This window comes from Paenibacillus sp. FSL M7-0656 (assembly GCF_038003225.1).
Classification (GTDB): domain Bacteria; phylum Bacillota; class Bacilli; order Paenibacillales; family Paenibacillaceae; genus Paenibacillus; species Paenibacillus amylolyticus.
The window spans coordinates 6,978,811-6,995,815 of record NZ_JBBOOT010000001.1 but is presented as its reverse complement, the minus strand read 5'-3'; the positions used below and the strand labels follow the sequence as shown (position 1 = coordinate 6,995,815).

The window sequence follows — 17,005 nt, the reverse complement described above, 5'->3', positions numbered from 1 at the left end:
TAGATTACTGAGAATTCAATACGATTCGGTGTGTATCACGTGCAATTACCAATTCTTCGTTTGTTGGCACAACGAGAACTTCCACTTTGGAGTTCGCTGTTGTAATCCGGCGTGGTTCGCCAGAACGAATGGCATTCAACGCTTCATCCAGTTCAACACCCAGATAAGTGAGTTGCTCACATACTTTTTGGCGAAGTACAACGGAGTTCTCACCTACACCAGCCGTAAAGACGATCACGTCTACACCGTTCATTGCAGCTGCATATGAGCCGATGTATTTACGCAGACGGTATTCGTACATTTCAAAAGCAAGCGTGGAGTTGGCATCGCCATTCTCCATACCTTCCGTAATCTCACGCATGTCACTGCTGATTCCGGAGATCGCAAGCAATCCACTGTGTTTGTTCAACATGGAGTTCACTTCACTTACGCTCAGTTCTTCCTTGTTCATTACATAAGGTACGATGGCTGGGTCAAGGTCACCAGAACGCGTTCCCATCATCAATCCTTCAAGCGGAGTCATACCCATCGAAGTATCAACGGATACGCCACCTTTAACTGCTGTTACACTACCGCCGTTACCGACGTGACAAGTGATAATTTTCAGATCTTCCACTGGACGATCCAGATATTCAGCAGCTGCCTTGCTTACGAAATCATGGGAAGTACCATGTGCGCCGTAGCGACGTACTTTATATTTTTTGTAAAGTACACGCGGAATAGCATACAGGTAAGCTTTTTCAGGCATCGTCTGATGGAATGCTGTATCAAAGACCATAACTTGTGGCACACCAGGCATATTTAATTCAGCCGCACGAATACCCATCATTGCTGCAGGGTTATGAAGTGGAGCCAAGTCGAACAAACGACGAATTTCAGCTTTGGCAGCATCATCTACCAATGCAGATTCTTTAAATGCTTCACCACCGTGAACAACACGGTGGCCAACAGCTTGAATTTCACTTACAGAATCCAGTACACCATTTTCTTTGTGAGTCAAAATATCAATGACTTTACGGATCGCTGTTGTATGCTCCAGAATCTCACTAACTTCTGTAACATCCTCACGGCCTGTCGGTTTGTGTGTCAGGATGGAGGAATCCATTCCGATCCGTTCTACCAAACCTTTAGCCAGTACAGATTCGTCAGTCATATTATACAGTTGATATTTGAGCGAGGAACTCCCCGCATTAATTACGAGTACTTTCACAGTCGGTCACCATCCTTGTCGTACTTGAAGAATCCTTCGCCTGTTTTGGCACCCAGGTGTCCTGCACGCACCATTTTCTTCAGGACTGTAGAAGGACGATATTTCAATTCTCCGAATTCACGGAACATTCTTTCGAGTGCAGCTTCAACAGAATCCAATCCGAAACGGTCAGCCATTTCGAGTGGTCCATGTTGGAAGTTGTATCCGATACGCATTGCATCATCGATATCTTCAGCAGATGCAACACCTTCTTGCAATACATGCAACGCTTCGTTAATCAGCAGGCAGATCAGACGGGAAGTTACGAATCCAGGGGATTCATAAATCATGACTCCTTTTTTGTCCGCTACTTCTTCAACAAAACGTCTGGTCTCTTCGAATGTTGTATCCGAAGTTTTCAGTCCACGAATAATCTCTACAAGATCAACCCGGGATACCGGGTGAATAAAGTGCATACCAATAACACGCTCTGGGTATTTGGTCGAGCTTGCAAGCTCGGTCAAACTCAGCGTGGATGTATTACTTGCCAGAATGACATTGCTTGGACAAACTTGGTCCAGTTGGCTGAATACTGCTTTTTTCGCATCCAGATCCTCTGAAATTGTCTCAATGACCATGTCGCAAGTTCCAAGTTCAGCTAAATGAGCTACCTTGGTAATGCGGGAAAGAATCAATTTCTTCTCCGCTTTTGTAATCGCCCATTTCTCCAATTGTTTATCCAGATTGGTTTCGATCATGTCATATGCATGATCCAGCTTTTGTGTTGTATGCTCCACGAGAAGCACATCAAGTCCTTTGGCTGCGAGCATCTGGGAAATACCTTGCCCCATCGTACCGCCGCCGACAACTCCTATTTTTTTGAAAAACATGGTTCTGCTCCATCCTTTCGGTTCTCTATTTCTCTATTGTACCCTGTTCGCCGAAAATTACAAATTTCGACCCAACATATAATAATATCTTAGCACGAGTGAAATGTAAAAAAAAATAACCAGCATAAATAAATTATGCTGGTAGAAGGGCACTGTCACGAAATTGACAACGAAATTGCTCGCCAGACAAAACTTCCTCACGAATCAAGATGTCGAGTGAATTGTCGAAAATTGTCCTTTGCTCTTCAAGCAACTGCTTTGTCTGTTCCATCAGTTCTTGCAGAATTAATTTATTCTCTCGCATCAGTTCCTCGGTTGTGACCATATCCATGTTCACAATCCCAAGTGAAGTCAACCCCGAAGCCATCATCGTCTGTACAACATTGGTTGCCTGATCAAAGTCATTGCGTGAACCTGTGGAACGACCACCGTAGTACATTTCCTCCGCAGCTGCTCCTCCGAGTGCAATCATGATCTGCTCTTCCAGAAAGCGCTTCGTATAGAGGAACTGTTCCTGTTGCGGGTTATGACGTACATATCCCAGCGCCTGACCACGCGGACTAAGTGCCACCTGACTAACACTACCTGGACGAACGAGTTCAGCCATAATGGCATGTCCCAACTCATGAATGGCGACCCTTTTCTTCTCTTCCACGCTGGACTCACGGTCTGTCTTCTCACCCATCATGACTTTATCAATAGCCAGGGACAGATGCCGCTGTTCAATGTTTAACAGCCCGTCTCTCATGGCGTATATTGCTGCTTCGTTCATCACACTTTCGAGCTGTGCACCGGAGAAACCATATGATTCTTCTGCTGTTTTCTCCAGATTAACTTCCTTCAACAGAGGTTTGTTCACCGCATGCAGTTCCAGAATATGCTTTCTGCCCTTTTTGTCAGGCAAGTCCACTTGAATGTGGCGGTCAAAACGTCCCGGTCGCGTCAGGGCGCTATCCAGCATCTCTTTACGGTTCGTTGCAGCGATAACCAGAATTCTTGGCGTATCGGAAGAATAGATTCCATCCATTTCCGTCAGGAGCTGATTCAGGGTCTGATCATATTCACGCTGTTGACCACCCTCACGTTTCCCCCCGATGACATCGATTTCATCGATAAAGATAATAGCGTTTTCCTTATTTTCCTTGGTGGCACGGGTTCTCGCGTCCTTGAACAAATCCCGAATTCTGCTGGCACCCACACCAACATACATTTCCACGAACTCACTACCCGATGCTGCTACAAAAATAGAATCGGTGTAATGGGCAGCAGCCTTGGCCATCAACGTTTTCCCTGTCCCTGGAGGGCCCGTCAGCAAGATCCCTTTTAACGGGCGAATCCCGAACTTCCGGATTTCTTCATGTTTGATCAGAAAGTCAAGCGCTTCACGCAATTCCTGCTTAGCACTGTCTTGTCCGCCAATTTCTTCAAAAGTAAGCTTGGAAGGTCCTTTTTTCTTCCGTTTACGTTCCTGTGCAGCGCCTACTGTAATCCCGCCACGCATTTGCATCATGAACAGCAAAGCTCCGACAAGCACTGCTGCAATCAGGATCGGAACAATATTAACACCAGTAAAAGCAAGGAAAATAATCAATACGGGAAAAAATCCGATGGCAACTTCTTTTGTCCACTTAGGCATTAGGCCACACTCCTATCTGACCGGGCACACGCGGCAGAATAATAAACTTGCTGGCATCTCCGTCTCTGAGACTGACATATACATTGTTGTCATCCATCGCTGTATTTACCTTAATTCCATTCGTCGCCATCTTTGACAACGTTGGTGTAATCTCGGTGTATTGCTTGTTCTCCATCGCCTGAGCTACGGTGAACATCGCATCACCCCACCAACTTTCCAGTGCTTCACTGGAATGATCCACAACATCCAACTTTAGTGAGCGTGTTCCAATCAGGGTCTGTCCTTCTTTGTGAATATATTGTACCAGTCTGCCCAAATCAACATCAGGTTGCAGATCCAGTTTCAATTGTACGTCATTGCGGTTAATAGTTAATTGAACGTCATTGACTCCATCGTACTGGGTTACCATTTTTTCAATCGGATTCTGCACAGCCACCTGACGATATACAAACCAACCTCCAAACAACACAACGGCTGAAATGACGGCAGTTAAAGCAATAGGCAATACTTTTAGCTTCAAGTGAATTACCCCTCCCAGAATTTGGCCCAACCTACTGGCTTATTGGTATATACGAATATGTGCACATTGACTCCTGCGATAATTTTGACAGGTTTATTTGTTTTGAATGTAACTTTGAGTACATATCTGAGTATATCACATCGTATATACAATTTCGAAGGCGAAAATATGAATAAATTATTAATTTTAACTATTTAAATCAAATATGTTTACAGACAACACAAAGAACCGGTTCAGTCGGATATCCGTCTGCCGGTTCTTTCATTTCTTTAATTCTCTAGTTATCTCACTCTATCTTGTTCTAGCTGTTCGGGAGTGTGTAGACCAGGTCCACCTGTTCTCCGTTGCTAAAACGATAAAAGCGATAGTGGTTATGCGTACCGTCTTTATAATACACTTGCCACACATATATTCCATTCACAACTCCGGGCATGATTCGTTTAATCTCACCGGCAGGAACTTCAGAACTGAAGCGATTGCGTATCTGCGCTTCGGACATGCCATTCTGCAGCAGCTCACTGTGTACAGCGTTTGCACCCTTAACCGGTTGATTGTTTGCATCGAATTTAACCCAGACCATAACATCCTGGTTATCCTTGTTTTTGCCGATCAGGGTCCAGTAGATGTTGTCAGAGCCTTCTTTGTCTCCCCAGATGTACTTGCGCAATTCATCATAGGATGTAATGCCCAGTTGCTCCTGTGCTGCTTGTATGGCGAGCGCTTCTTCCTTGCGTTGGTCCTGCGTGACATGGACGTAATAACGCTGAAGTCCAAACAGAATCAGAACCAGTGCAAGCAGCGAAATCCATATCCACTTCTTTTTTTTCTTCAAAAGCCGAACTTCCTTTCCCTATGATGCTGTCCTGCAATTAACGAGCAAGCAGACCATCAAATGCCAATTGAGACTCACGCAAAATGCGTTCTTCATCCAGTGTCAGACATTCGCCATGTTTCACCACTTGTTTCCCATCCACCCATACGTGCTCAACATCCTTGGCAGAAGCCGAATAGATTGTATGTGAGATCAGGTCTGTATGTGGATAGAAATGTGCCTGTTCAATGTCCAAGGCGATAAAGTCAGCCTTCATGCCGACCTGGAGTGCTCCGGTATTGTTCAAGAAGATGGATTTGGCACCGTATGACGTTCCGAGTAATAACGCTTCGCCTGCTGGCACTGCCGTCGGGTCACCAGATACACCTTTGTGAATCAATGCAGCCAGTCTCATTTCCTCGAACATATCCAGGTTGTTGTTGCTTGCCGGTCCGTCTGTTCCGAGTGACACGGTAACTCCTGCTTTCAGCAACGCAGGTACCCGCGCAACACCGGAAGCGAGTTTCAGGTTACTTCCCGGGTTATGGGATACAGCCACATCATGACGGGCCAGAATCTCAATCTCTTCGTCATTCAGATGCACCGCATGTGCAACCAGGGATGGACGAGAGAAAAAGCCCAGTTTCTCCAGATGTGCCACAGGACGCAGTCCATAATCAGCCACGTTCTGCTCGACTTCACGAAGCGTTTCCGACATATGTGTATGAAGGGGAAGGTTTAGGTCGTTCGCGACCTGCACAAGCTTCTCTATGTAGTCAGGAGGGCATGTATATGGTGCATGTGGCGAGATTACGGTTGTAATGCGACCATCTGCCTGTCCATTCCACTCACGCGCAAACGCAGCCGACTCCTCCAGCTTCCGCAATTGTTCTTCTTCCGAGCACAGCCCGATTACACCACGTGCCAGTGCTGCTCTAACGCCGGATTGCTCCACAACTTTGGCAACTTGATCCATGTGATCGTACATGTCCAGGAAAGCTGTAGTTCCGCCTTTCAACATTTCAAGCACCGATAGCGAAGTTCCCCAATATACGTCTTCTGAAGTCATTTTCGCTTCCATCGGCCACATTTTTTCCTGCAACCATACTTGCAATGCAAGATCGTCTCCGTGCCCTCTGAGCAACGACATCGCTGCATGACCATGCGTATTGATCAGACCCGGCAGGAAGAACAGTCCTTTTCCATCCACTTTGGTACAATTTTTGTCTTCATCCGGCAATGTCTCACCAATATGCACAATCTTGTCATTCTCAACAACCATGTATCCGTGGACCACGTTCCATGTTGTGCCGCCTTCATTAACGGCAAATTTGCCGTTGTGAATTACCCATCTATTTGTTGTCATCTTCCTCGTCGTCCTTTCCAGTCTCCAAGTAATAGGCCAAACTAAGCAGATCCGTTGTGAAGTCAGCATGGTGAATGCGGATATGCGGCGGTGTTTTTAGAATGGTTGGTGCAAAATTAAGGATCGCTTCAATTCCTGATTCAATAAGCTGATCGGCTACATTTTGGGCTTCCGTATCCGGAACCGTGATAATTCCGATGCGAATGTTTTCCGTTTTAACGGCTTCCGTCAATTCATCCATTGGTTTTACCGTCAAACTGTTGATTTGACTACCAATCTTCGGTCCGTATGCATCAAATACAGCAACAATTTTCATGTTGTCTTTCAGATACGCGTTATAGTTGGACAAGGCCTGTCCGAGATTACCCGCGCCTACCAGAGCCACATTAATTTGCTGATCGATTTTGAGAATGTGACGAATTTTTTCGATCAGATAGGATACATCATACCCGATCCCTTTACGACCAAAATCACCGAAGTAAGCCAGGTCTTTACGAATTTGGGCCGGATTCAGATCCAGCCTCTGTCCAAGCTCTTGAGAAGAAACAGTAGCCACCTCACGCTGATGCAACTCGTTCAAATAACGCAAGTATACAGGCAGACGTCGTACCACCGCTTCCGAAATTTTATCCGATTTCATTCTTGCTCCCCCTTACCAAGGCCACGATAAAATAATAGATGAAAAGATGAGCATTCTGTATAAAACTCAAAGATAAACGTGACATTTTATACGGAATGCTCCTTGTAATTTAGGTTATAAGTTCTTACGTGCAACTGCTTTAATCGGATACGGAAATATCTAATAAAGTTTAACGCCAAACGATAGTGTCATGCAATGATATAACGAACAAAACGACCATTATTTTTGTTCATTAGCAGGTTTTTCCAACCACTCGGTAATTCGTGGAACCATCTGCTCCGTGAGCATATGCTCCATTTTGGGACCAGGTAATGAATATAAAAAGAATTTACCGTAGTACGCTTCAATCACCCGTGTATCATAAACAATGACAATTCCTCTGTCCTTCGCTGTACGCACCAACCGGCCAAATCCCTGCTTGAAACGAATGACCGCTTGCGGCACGGACAGTTTCATGAACGGATTTTTCTTCTGTTCCTGAAGCAGCTCACTCTTGGCTTCCACCAACGGATGATTCGGTGGCTGGAAAGGCAATCGCACAATAGCGAGACAGGTTAGCGCCTCTCCCGGGATATCTACACCCTCCCAAAAGCTGCTTGTGCCCAGAAGTACCGTTGCTTTGGCATCTTGAAACCTGCGAGTCAATTTGGAACGACTTCCACTGTCAACGCCTTGCCCAAGCAACGAGATGTCGTTGCCAGACAGTGCCTCCTTCAGCGGATCATAGACCTGTCGCAACATCTTGTATGAAGTAAACAGAACCATCATGCGTCCACGCGTAGCAATTGCCGTCTCTGCAAGTGATTGCACCAGCATATTAACAAAGTGCGCATCACCCACACTTCCCTTCACACTCGGGAAATCACGCGGAATCACCAGAAGTGCCTGATCGCGATAGTTGAAAGGTGATGGCAGCATCGACGTTAACAGCCGATTATTCTCAGAGGCTTCCTGTAAGCCAAGCTGCTCAATCATGAACTGGAATGACTTATCTACCGAGAGCGTAGCCGATGTAAGCACAACACTTTTCTTTTTGTCAAAAAATAAATCCTTAAGTTGGGCACTGACATCTACAGGTACGGCATACAGCTGAAGAGATTTACTGCGGAACTGACCGCTGGCTTCCATCCAGTACACCGTTTTGGCGTCATCCATACGCATGAAGAAACGTAGATTCTCCTTCAATGTGGTCAGATCTTTCAGCAATCCTGTAATGTCCGTGATCAGACTATCCGATTGATAATCATCCTGATCCTCTTTCACTTCAAGCAGCAATTTGTCCCCTTTGCGAACCAAATCGCCCAGAGTCACATAGATCTGGTTCTCCAGATCCTGCAACTCCTGCCATTTTGCAGGTTTCTGAGATGCTTTCAGACGCAGTGAAAATTGCCCCGTCTCTCCCGGTGAAGCATCACTTCGTTCAGGCAAGAGACCAAACAAGGCATCGCTCATACGATCCCACAGCTCCTTAACTTCAAGAGCGAGCGGGAACATCTGATCCACCATGGAGCCCCATTGCACCGAATTTTCATGCCCGGAAAACTGCGAACGAAGCATAGGTAGCTGACCATTACGACTGTCTTTAAATAGGCGGGTCAGTGTATGAACCAAGGTGAAATATTTCATATGCATTCCAAGATGTTTACCAGCGACATCCTCCAGATGATGTGCCTCATCGATCACAAGACTCTCATAGGCTGGCAGCAGCTGATGCGCGGCTTTCACATCCGTAAATAATTTGGAGTGATTGGTGATTACGATATCAGACAACCCTGCTTCATGTTTGGCACGATGGTAGAAGCATTTACGGAACCATGGACAGGATCTTCCCAGACATGATTCGGATTCACTCTGTACGGTCTCCCAGAAGTCCCCTCCGCGTCCGCTAAGGTTAAGTTCCTCATCATCTCCGGTTTCGGTCTGCGTAAGCCAGACGATCATCTGAGCAGCTGTGAAATAATCCTCTTTCGGTGTGGCGAATTCACGTTTATTGATTTTGTGTTCAAATTTGCGCAGGCACAGGTAATGTCCACGTCCTTTGAATACAGCAGCCTTAAACGGGAACGGAACCACTTGAGTCAGCATCGGAATGTCCCGCTCTCTCAATTGCTCCTGCAGATTGATCGTATGCGTGCTAACCATAACTTTCTGTTCTTGCTTCACACTTTCATAAATAGCAGGCAACAGATACCCTAGAGATTTACCGGTACCCGTTCCAGCTTCGATCAAGAGATGTTTCTCTTCATCCAAGGCTTGCCTTACACTGCTGAACATCTGAGTCTGCGCTTCACGCTCTTCGTAATGATCCAGTGTATCCTTCAGATTCTCCCGAACCTGGTCCATAAACTGTTCGAAGCTTACACCATCGAGGGGGTTAGCCTCCCGCTCATCGCGTGGTGCACCAATATCGGTCCAATCACTTACATTAAGAGCAAGCTGACGATAATAGGTATGTCCGTCCAGGTCCTGAATCGGCTCTGCTTCCTTCTCACTGCGCATTCCGTCCAAAAACCAACCCAAGTCACTGTCTTCTGGTGCAAACAGGTCACTGAGGCGCTGAATCGTTATGAGCGGTAATTCCTTTAACTCATCCAGACACTTGAGTAGCACATAGGCTGTCGCCAGTGCATCACTGTCTGCCTGGTGAGGGCGATCATGTTGAAATCCAAATTCGGAAGACACATAACCGAGTTGATAAGAACCCAGTGATGGGAATGTGATCTTCAGAAAATCAATCGTGTCCAGAATGCGGCCAGTGAACGGCAAATAACCGCAACGGTCAAGAGCATTCTGCAAAAAGTGAAAATCAAAAGCGACGTTGTGTCCAACAAGCACCACATCATTAAGCAGCGGAACCATCTCCATCATCATCTCTTCGAGTGAAGGAGCGTCCGCCACATCTGCATCGGTAATACCCGTCAACCCCGAAATAAACGGGGGAATCGGTACACCAGGGTTCACATAAGAACTATATATTTGAGTTATGCTGTAGTCATGATCTATGATGGCAAGTCCGGCCTGTATAATCTCACCGTCGGACTGCGTGCCGGTTGTTTCGAAATCCAATACGGCAAATTTCATTGCAATGTACGGTCCCTTCCATTCCAGTCTATGTTACAGCATAGCAAAAAAAAGGGGATTTGAAAATTAACTGACAAAAAAGCGGTGTCCCCGCCGCTATGCCAAAGGAGGGAACACCGTTTTTTTGTCGCCGAATTCCCGCTTAATGAAGGGTCGTCAGCTGATTAGCATATTGCAATTTTCCCCTGTTCAACCTGCAAGCTTCCATGTTGTACAGTGGTTCGGTCAATGTCGGGTCATACTGAAGGGCCTGTGCAAAGAGTGAACATGCAGCTTCGGGATTCGCAAGCTTGACTTGAATACAGCCCAGGGCGTTACACACAAGCCCTTTCAAGCGAGGTGAACCTTTAAGGTACATGATCTGCTGTAAATGTGTTCCGGCTTCCGCCATTTGTTCCAGATTCAGATACGCCAGCGCCAGGTAAAAACGAGTTAATGCACTCTCCGGATGGTCGGTCACAACCCGGGAGAATTGCATGATCGCCTGCGGATACATCTGTAATTTGAAATAACCCTGACCTCGACTGAAACATTCCAGATGGAGTTCAGGCAGAGCGGTAACAGCTTCCTGTTCCGGTTCAAGGGAAGCAGGCTTATCCATCTCTCGCTCCCTCACCTGGCTCATCTTTTCTTCAAACATCAGCCATTCATCCAGCATTCCGTCACTCATCCGCTTAAGCAAGTTCCACTTTTGCAGCAATTCTTGTTTGTTCAGGCCTTCAGCGGAAGGATAGCTCTTGATAATTTCATCTAACATGTCGTTCATTTCTGCGAAAACATGCTGGAACATCGATGCATCCCCACCCTTGAAAAAATGGATTAGTGCAGTGACCTGTACTCATTTTTTGCTTCAAGGGCCGATTTCATTCTCCTTACCAGTCGATTACATAATTGTTGCGTGGACTTCCTGTTTCATCGTTTGTACAGGTTTATTCTGTCCATCTACAAATACAACGGTTGGTTTGTGAGTATTTGCCTCTTCTTGCGACATCATGGCGTAAGAAATGATAATGACGTTATCTCCAGGCTGTACCAGACGTGCAGCTGCGCCGTTAAGACATATGACCCCGCTTCCGCGTGGTCCTGGAATCACATATGTTTCCAGACGTGCACCATTGTTGTTGTTCACAATTTGCACTTTCTCGTTTTCCATCAAGTCGGATGTTTCCATCAAGTCTTCATCTATGGTAATACTACCCACATAGTTCAAGTTGGCTTCCGTTACAGTAGCCCGGTGAATTTTGGATTTCATCAGTGTTCTAAACATGGGACAGTACCTCCGATTTTTGCAACCTTATATTGTCAATCAATCTTGTTTTTCCGAATTTCACCGCAAGTGCAATGAGCAGATCGTCACGGCCTTGAACTTCTTCCTGATCTGTGAGCGGCTCCAGACTTGGAAAAGCCTGAATCTCGGCGTAGTCGATAACGGCAAGCGGTGAGGTTGCAATGTGCTCGCGCAGAATACGACGGATATCTGCGGCTGTAGTAGCTACACCTGTATCTGTGGCTTCCTGAGCTGCACGTAGTGCCTTCGATAGAACCAAGGCCTGTGTACGCTGTTCTGGGTTAAGGTAGACGTTACGTGAACTGAGGGCAAGGCCATCCTCTTCGCGAACAATCGGACAGGGTACAATTTCTACAGGCATATTCAAATCATTCACCATCTGTTGAATGACCGCAACCTGCTGAGCGTCTTTCATACCAAAAAATGCACGCTGTGGCTGTACGATGTTGAAGAGTTTGGAGACTACGGTCGTTACCCCGTCAAAATGTCCTGGACGTGAAGCGCCACATAAGCGCTCCGTCAGTTTTGAGACAGATACGGTCGTTTGCGTTGCCTGTGGATACATCTCTTCAACAGAGGGAATAAATACGATATCCACTCCTTGTGAGCGTGCTGTTTCCACATCTCTGGCTTCATCCCGCGGATAGCTGTCAAAATCTTCATTAGGGCCAAATTGAATTGGATTAACAAATATGCTTAATACCACGATATCGCTCTGTTGTCTGGCTGCCTGCATCAAGCTTGCATGACCTTGATGAAGATAACCCATTGTTGGTACAAGACCTACAACAGACGCACTGGACCGAATCGCTTGACGCTTCAAGCTTAGTTCCTGTCTTAACTCTGCGATTGTCCGTAATACTTTCATGAGTTACTCCCCACCTTTTCCTTGCGTTGTCCGCCGTACAGTTGATCCAGAACACCATCCGCCGCATTGAATACATGCTCTTCGGCCGGGAACGAACGATCTTTCACTTCTTTCACGTAAGCTTCGATGCTGGTTCTGATTAATGTACCCACATCTCCATAGGTTTTGACAAATCGTTTGGGCGTATACGGAGAGGCGTATTGAACCACATCGTGGAATACCAGTACCTGACCATCACAGCCTCGTCCTGCTCCAATTCCGATGGTAGGGATGGACAGTTCCTCCGAGATCGCCCGTGCAACTTCTTCCGTAACCAGTTCAAGCACAATGCCAAACGCACCTGCAGCTTCCAAGGCTTTGGCTTCGTCCATCAGACGTTTCGCATCCGCTGCATCCTTGCCCTGAATGCGGTAACCACCAATCTGATTAACCGATTGAGGTGTCAGTCCGATATGTCCAAGAACAGGCACGCCTGCTTGCACAACTGCTCTAACGGTGTCCGCTATCTCGACTCCGCCTTCCATTTTAACCGCATGGGCATGCCCCTCTTGCATCAGTCGACGGACACCCTTAAGCGTCTCATCCACGCTGCCATGATAGGTCATAAAAGGCATATCAGCCACAATAAATGTCTTCTCAGCACCGCGCACTACGGAACGTGTGTGGTATACCATGTCGTCGATGGTCACCGGAAGCGTCGAATTATAACCCAGTACTACATTGCCGAGTGAATCACCAACCAGGATCAGATCAATACCTGCTTCCTCTGCTAGGAGCGCTGTTGGATAATCGTAAGCCGTGATCATGGTAAGCGGCACGCCATCCTGCTTATATTTTTTCATTTTCACAATATTCAACGCTTGTTTGTTCGCCATTTTTTTTCATGGCTCCTTTCTTCTTTTCAAATAAACGCAACAAAAAAACCTTTTAGTTTTCCACTAAAAAGTCCCGAAAAGTCAAAAAAGAGTCACTTGCGATCGTCCCTTCTGTCTCGGTCCTCTTCGGCTCAGAGCAGAATCCAACAACTCACTTAAACGTATTTCATTCTTGCACTGCGGTCTGCTTATATAAAACACATCAAAGCAGAACAAAGGTTACTGTTACGGGAGTGCAATTCGGTCTGCATTAGCCGATATCGCCTCACGAACACAGTATACCAAAGTTCTGCTCAAACTTCACGTCTTATGTTCATTTTACCAGTGAAAATTCGACAAATTGTTTATGATTTCCAGGAAATCTCACCAGAGATGATTAGCGTATGTTCTCCATCGTGCTTCTCCACGATAAGTGCACCAGAAGGGTCAAGACCAATTGCCTTCCCTTCAATGACACCATGAGGATTCGTCACTGTAATCTCTCGATTCATCGATACGGACAGGGCCTCCCATAGAGCTGAGATCACGCCAAATCCTTCTTTTTGATACAAAAAATACAACTGTTCAAGCTCCGTCAAAATGGCAGCCGTTAGTTTGGTGCGATCAACGGATTGACCCGTCTCCATCTTGAGCGAAGTAGCGATTGTGGTCAGATCTTCCGGATAATCCTCGGGATCAAAGTTCACGTCAACGCCTATACCTGCGATACAGTATCTGACTTCATGATCTTCTACCGTAGATTCAAGCAATATGCCACATACCTTGCGTCCGTCAATCAACACATCATTTGGCCATTTGATGCCCGCATCAGCTCCTGAACAAGCTCGAACGGCACGACATACAGCCACTCCTGTTAATAAAGTTAGCTGCGGCGTATGCTGAAGTGGTAGATCAGGGCGTAACAGGACACTCATCCAGATTCCTTTACCCGGAGGAGAGAACCACTGTCGACCGAAACGTCCTCTTCCTCCTGTTTGTTCTTCCGCAATGACCACAGCGCCTTCTGCCTGCCCTTGCTCAGCTAGCTTGAGAACATCCCCTTGCGTAGACAGGGTCGAAGCCAACAAAACAGCCTTACGGCCAAATACGGTTGTATCCAGGGCCAATTGGAGGCCAGTAGCGTCAATGCTATCCGGCTTCGTTACCAGACGGTATCCTTTGCGGGATACCGCTTCAAACTCATAACCCATGTCTCGCAACTTGTTCACATGTTTCCACACAGCGGTCCGACTGATGGACAGATTACGGCTGATCTCTTCACCCGATACGAATCGTCCTTCTGCATTTAATAACATATGTAACAGATCTTCATGTTTGGTCATCTTGAACCACCCGCTTCACTTCTGCACTTAGTGCTTCATGCTGATTCGCTATCGTTCCAATCGCCGTTTCTCGTAACAAATGTTTCATTAGTTGCCCCAGCCAAGGCCCGCCTTTGCGCTGCACCATTTGTAACACTTGTTCCCCTGTAATATCCAACTCTTTCAAGTCATGCACAGGAATCGATTGACTCCATTCGGCTGCAAGCTCTTGTACTAATACAACCTGCATTTCTGCCGGTTCGGACTGATTCCGCCATTCTGCTGGCAGTGCAGACTGTATTCGAAGCCAATCATCCGCCGCCTGAACGCCACAAGCCAGAACAGTAACGATCCAATCGGAACGGAGACTGACCGTATCCTTCGGCTCCTGCACGGAAGTATGAATCAACTGTTCCACCTGAAGGACCCCTGTTATACGAGAACGATGTTCATTGGAAAATGTCCACTGACGTAATAATACATCTGCTTCATCCTTGCTATAACCGCCAGCAATCAGGATGAGTGACCAACGAAGCAACACATGCTGACCTGACAATTGTTCCAAATTGGATAACAACATCTTGTTAAATCGGGTCGAGCTTACCGGCGCTTTGATATGCGCAAGGGAATCACTTCTGTATAACAGCTCCAACCCTCTTAAAGGATGCGGTCCAGACATCATTTTTACCATCTCGGTACGTACCCGTTCCATTGCTATATGTTGAAGCAGGTCTTTCTGCCTTACAAGACCCTTCCACGTGTTATGGGCAATTTTGAAATCAAATACGGAAGCAAACCGGACACAGCGGAGCATCCGCAGTGCATCTTCACCAAATCGTTCCATCGCAGAACCCACACATCTGACTCGCTCTTCCTTGATATCTGCCTGTCCACCGAACGGGTCAACGATTGTCCCAGTGACGTCCATAGCAAGAGCGTTCATCGTGAAGTCGCGCCGCTGTAAGTCTTCCTTGATATCCTGAACAAATTGAACCGCAGCAGGTCTGCGATTATCCTGATATTCGGATTCTGTTCGAAATGTGGTCACTTCAAAGTAATAACCGCCTGAACGAACGGTAACCGTACCGTGTTGTAAACCTGTAGGAATACAATCGTCAAACAGTTCCATGACTTGCTCAGGAGAAGCAGATGTCGTGATATCCATATCGTCCACAACACGTTCCAGCAATTCGTCACGAACGCAACCACCTACCCAATATGCCTTGTAGCCATGTTTGTTTAATGTTGTGAGTACATTCTCACTCTGCATTGCCATTTCACGATCTACCTGTGTCCATTGAACCACCACATATCACCTCTTCTCTTGCCTGTTGTGGTATGCACAGTATGATTTCGTCAAAGAAATGATTAACCGCAAACCGGCTTCAGATTCGGAACTTCCCTTCCCAACACCCGGTAATATATCTGTTCATATTCATGCCGAATAGCATCATTGCAAAAGTCGTGATGCGCGCGCTGAAGACATGCTTCCCTGAACTCAGCAGCCAAACGATCGTCCGTCAATAAACGGATGGTGTTCTCGGCCATGGATTGTGTATCCCCGATCGCGGATAAATACCCCGTCTTACCATGTAAGACCAGTTCCGGAATTCCTCCGGCCTGTGAACCGATTGTGGGTACGCCACAAGCCATTGCTTCGAGCGCCACAAGTCCGAAACTTTCCTTCTCCGATGGAAGCATCAACACGTCGGCCATGGAAATGACCTGAGCAATGTCATCCTGTTTGCCAAGGAAATGAACTTTATCATTCAAGCCGAGATCATTAATCTTCCATTGCATCTTCGGCAAATCAGGTCCTTCACCAACAAATAACAGTTTGGCAGGAACCTGCTCCTGTACCTGACGGAAGACCTCTACCACATCCTGAGTTCTTTTCACCGGTCGGAAATTGGAGATGTGCATTAATATTTTTTCGTCAGGCGTAGCAAAGTCTCTTCGCAGACTGGCAGCATCCCGCGGATAATATATTCGTTTGTCAATAAAATTATAGGTTAGATCGATTGGACGCTGAATATCCAGCAATTCGACCGTTTCTCGAATCAAATCTTGTGATACGGCAGTAACCGCGTCACTTTCATTAATGGCTAGACGGATCAGATCCTTCAGAGATTCATCCTGAGCCAGAACCGTAATATCCGTTCCATGTAACGTGGTAACCACTTTAAGGCCGTCCCCTACCATTTGTTTCGCCAGAAAGGCACATACTGCGTGTGGCACGGCATAATGAACATGCAGCAGATCCAGCTGCTGTGACTTAGCCACCTGAGCCATCTTTGTTGCCAGTGACAGGTCATACGGAGGGTAACGGAAAACATAATAATCATTTACTTCAACTTCGTGATAAAAAATATTTTTCTGGAACGTACCCAGTCTGAACGGGATACTGTTGGCAATAAAATGAACCTGATGCCCCTGTTCGGCAAGTAATTTGCCCAGTTCCGTTGCGACAACGCCAGACCCGCCGAGGGACGGATAACAGGTGATGCCGATTTTTAGCTTTTTATCCATCCTGTGGACGC

General features: G+C 46.5%; 15 protein-coding genes. All 15 read right to left on the bottom strand.

Annotated elements, in window-relative coordinates:
- Window positions 1-4: 4 nt before the first annotated feature.
- The 15 genes from MHI01_RS30730 to bshA all read right to left on the bottom strand — a co-directional run bounded on the left by MHI01_RS30730 (window position 5) and on the right by bshA (window position 16,994).
- Window positions 5-1,210 carry an acetate/propionate family kinase gene (locus MHI01_RS30730; protein ID WP_036671987.1) on the bottom strand — a complete coding sequence of 402 codons (1,206 nt, stop codon included), beginning with the start codon at window positions 1,208-1,210 and terminating at the stop codon, window positions 5-7.
- Window positions 1,207-2,079: a 3-hydroxyacyl-CoA dehydrogenase family protein gene (locus tag MHI01_RS30725; protein WP_017687750.1), complete on the bottom strand. Its 873-nt coding sequence runs from the start codon at window positions 2,077-2,079 to the stop codon at window positions 1,207-1,209. Before MHI01_RS30725 ends, MHI01_RS30730 begins: the two co-directional genes overlap by 4 nt.
- A gap of 133 nt (window positions 2,080-2,212) precedes the next feature.
- Complete coding sequence (locus MHI01_RS30720) at window positions 2,213-3,715, bottom strand: AAA family ATPase (RefSeq protein WP_036671989.1); 1,503 nt, start codon at window positions 3,713-3,715, stop codon at window positions 2,213-2,215.
- Window positions 3,708-4,235, bottom strand: a complete 528-nt coding sequence (locus tag MHI01_RS30715) for a hypothetical protein (protein ID WP_017687748.1) — start codon at window positions 4,233-4,235, stop codon at window positions 3,708-3,710. Before MHI01_RS30715 ends, MHI01_RS30720 begins: the two co-directional genes overlap by 8 nt.
- Before the next feature lie 301 nt (window positions 4,236-4,536).
- Window positions 4,537-5,067, bottom strand: coding sequence for a DUF5590 domain-containing protein (locus MHI01_RS30710; protein ID WP_047843541.1), 531 nt, complete (start codon window positions 5,065-5,067; stop codon window positions 4,537-4,539).
- Window positions 5,068-5,104: 37 nt separating this feature from the next.
- Window positions 5,105-6,412, bottom strand: a complete 1,308-nt coding sequence (locus MHI01_RS30705) for an amidohydrolase (RefSeq protein ID WP_036671995.1) — start codon at window positions 6,410-6,412, stop codon at window positions 5,105-5,107.
- Window positions 6,399-7,052 (bottom strand): redox-sensing transcriptional repressor Rex, encoded by a 654-nt coding sequence (locus MHI01_RS30700; RefSeq protein ID WP_036671997.1) that lies wholly within the window; start codon window positions 7,050-7,052, stop codon window positions 6,399-6,401. Before MHI01_RS30700 ends, MHI01_RS30705 begins: the two co-directional genes overlap by 14 nt.
- Window positions 7,053-7,271: 219 nt before the next feature.
- Entirely contained in the window at window positions 7,272-10,133 is a 2,862-nt protein-coding gene (gene dinG, locus MHI01_RS30695) for an ATP-dependent DNA helicase DinG (RefSeq protein WP_076250015.1), read from the bottom strand.
- Between the two features lie 142 nt (window positions 10,134-10,275).
- Window positions 10,276-10,899: a tetratricopeptide repeat protein gene (locus MHI01_RS30690; RefSeq protein WP_306068488.1), complete on the bottom strand. Its 624-nt coding sequence runs from the start codon at window positions 10,897-10,899 to the stop codon at window positions 10,276-10,278.
- Window positions 10,900-11,016: 117 nt separating this feature from the next.
- The gene (panD, locus tag MHI01_RS30685) at window positions 11,017-11,400 is read right to left on the bottom strand and encodes an aspartate 1-decarboxylase (RefSeq protein ID WP_017687742.1); all 384 of its coding nucleotides are present in this window, start codon (window positions 11,398-11,400) and stop codon (window positions 11,017-11,019) included.
- Window positions 11,393-12,289, bottom strand: coding sequence for a pantoate--beta-alanine ligase (gene panC, locus MHI01_RS30680; RefSeq protein WP_076317445.1), 897 nt, complete (start codon window positions 12,287-12,289; stop codon window positions 11,393-11,395). The genes panD and panC overlap by 8 nt, the downstream gene beginning before the upstream one ends.
- Window positions 12,286-13,164, bottom strand: coding sequence for a 3-methyl-2-oxobutanoate hydroxymethyltransferase (panB, locus tag MHI01_RS30675; protein WP_036672039.1), 879 nt, complete (start codon window positions 13,162-13,164; stop codon window positions 12,286-12,288). Before panB ends, panC begins: the two co-directional genes overlap by 4 nt.
- A gap of 344 nt (window positions 13,165-13,508) precedes the next feature.
- Window positions 13,509-14,486, bottom strand: coding sequence for a biotin--[acetyl-CoA-carboxylase] ligase (locus MHI01_RS30670; RefSeq protein ID WP_036672005.1), 978 nt, complete (start codon window positions 14,484-14,486; stop codon window positions 13,509-13,511).
- On the bottom strand, window positions 14,473-15,771 hold the full coding sequence (locus tag MHI01_RS30665) for a CCA tRNA nucleotidyltransferase (protein ID WP_036672006.1): 1,299 nt from the start codon (window positions 15,769-15,771) through the stop codon (window positions 14,473-14,475). Before MHI01_RS30665 ends, MHI01_RS30670 begins: the two co-directional genes overlap by 14 nt.
- Window positions 15,772-15,833: 62 nt before the next feature.
- Window positions 15,834-16,994: an N-acetyl-alpha-D-glucosaminyl L-malate synthase BshA gene (gene bshA, locus MHI01_RS30660; RefSeq protein ID WP_036672009.1), complete on the bottom strand. Its 1,161-nt coding sequence runs from the start codon at window positions 16,992-16,994 to the stop codon at window positions 15,834-15,836.
- Window positions 16,995-17,005: the final 11 nt, after the last annotated feature.

What these genes read in the sequence shown, in the direction of transcription:
- MHI01_RS30690 (WP_306068488.1), bottom strand. Translation starts at nt 10,899, where the DNA reads ATGAACGACATGTTAGATGAAATTATCAAGAGCTATCCTTCCGCTGAA.
- MHI01_RS30700 (WP_036671997.1), bottom strand. Translation starts at nt 7,052, where the DNA reads ATGAAATCGGATAAAATTTCGGAAGCGGTGGTACGACGTCTGCCTGTA.
- panD (WP_017687742.1), bottom strand. Translation starts at nt 11,400, where the DNA reads ATGTTTAGAACACTGATGAAATCCAAAATTCACCGGGCTACTGTAACG.
- MHI01_RS30705 (WP_036671995.1), bottom strand. Translation starts at nt 6,412, where the DNA reads ATGACAACAAATAGATGGGTAATTCACAACGGCAAATTTGCCGTTAAT.
- MHI01_RS30670 (WP_036672005.1), bottom strand. Translation starts at nt 14,486, where the DNA reads ATGACCAAACATGAAGATCTGTTACATATGTTATTAAATGCAGAAGGA.
- MHI01_RS30720 (WP_036671989.1), bottom strand. Translation starts at nt 3,715, where the DNA reads ATGCCTAAGTGGACAAAAGAAGTTGCCATCGGATTTTTTCCCGTATTG.
- dinG (WP_076250015.1), bottom strand. Translation starts at nt 10,133, where the DNA reads ATGAAATTTGCCGTATTGGATTTCGAAACAACCGGCACGCAGTCCGAC.
- panB (WP_036672039.1), bottom strand. Translation starts at nt 13,164, where the DNA reads ATGGCGAACAAACAAGCGTTGAATATTGTGAAAATGAAAAAATATAAG.
- MHI01_RS30725 (WP_017687750.1), bottom strand. Translation starts at nt 2,079, where the DNA reads ATGTTTTTCAAAAAAATAGGAGTTGTCGGCGGCGGTACGATGGGGCAA.
- bshA (WP_036672009.1), bottom strand. Translation starts at nt 16,994, where the DNA reads ATGGATAAAAAGCTAAAAATCGGCATCACCTGTTATCCGTCCCTCGGC.
- panC (WP_076317445.1), bottom strand. Translation starts at nt 12,289, where the DNA reads ATGAAAGTATTACGGACAATCGCAGAGTTAAGACAGGAACTAAGCTTG.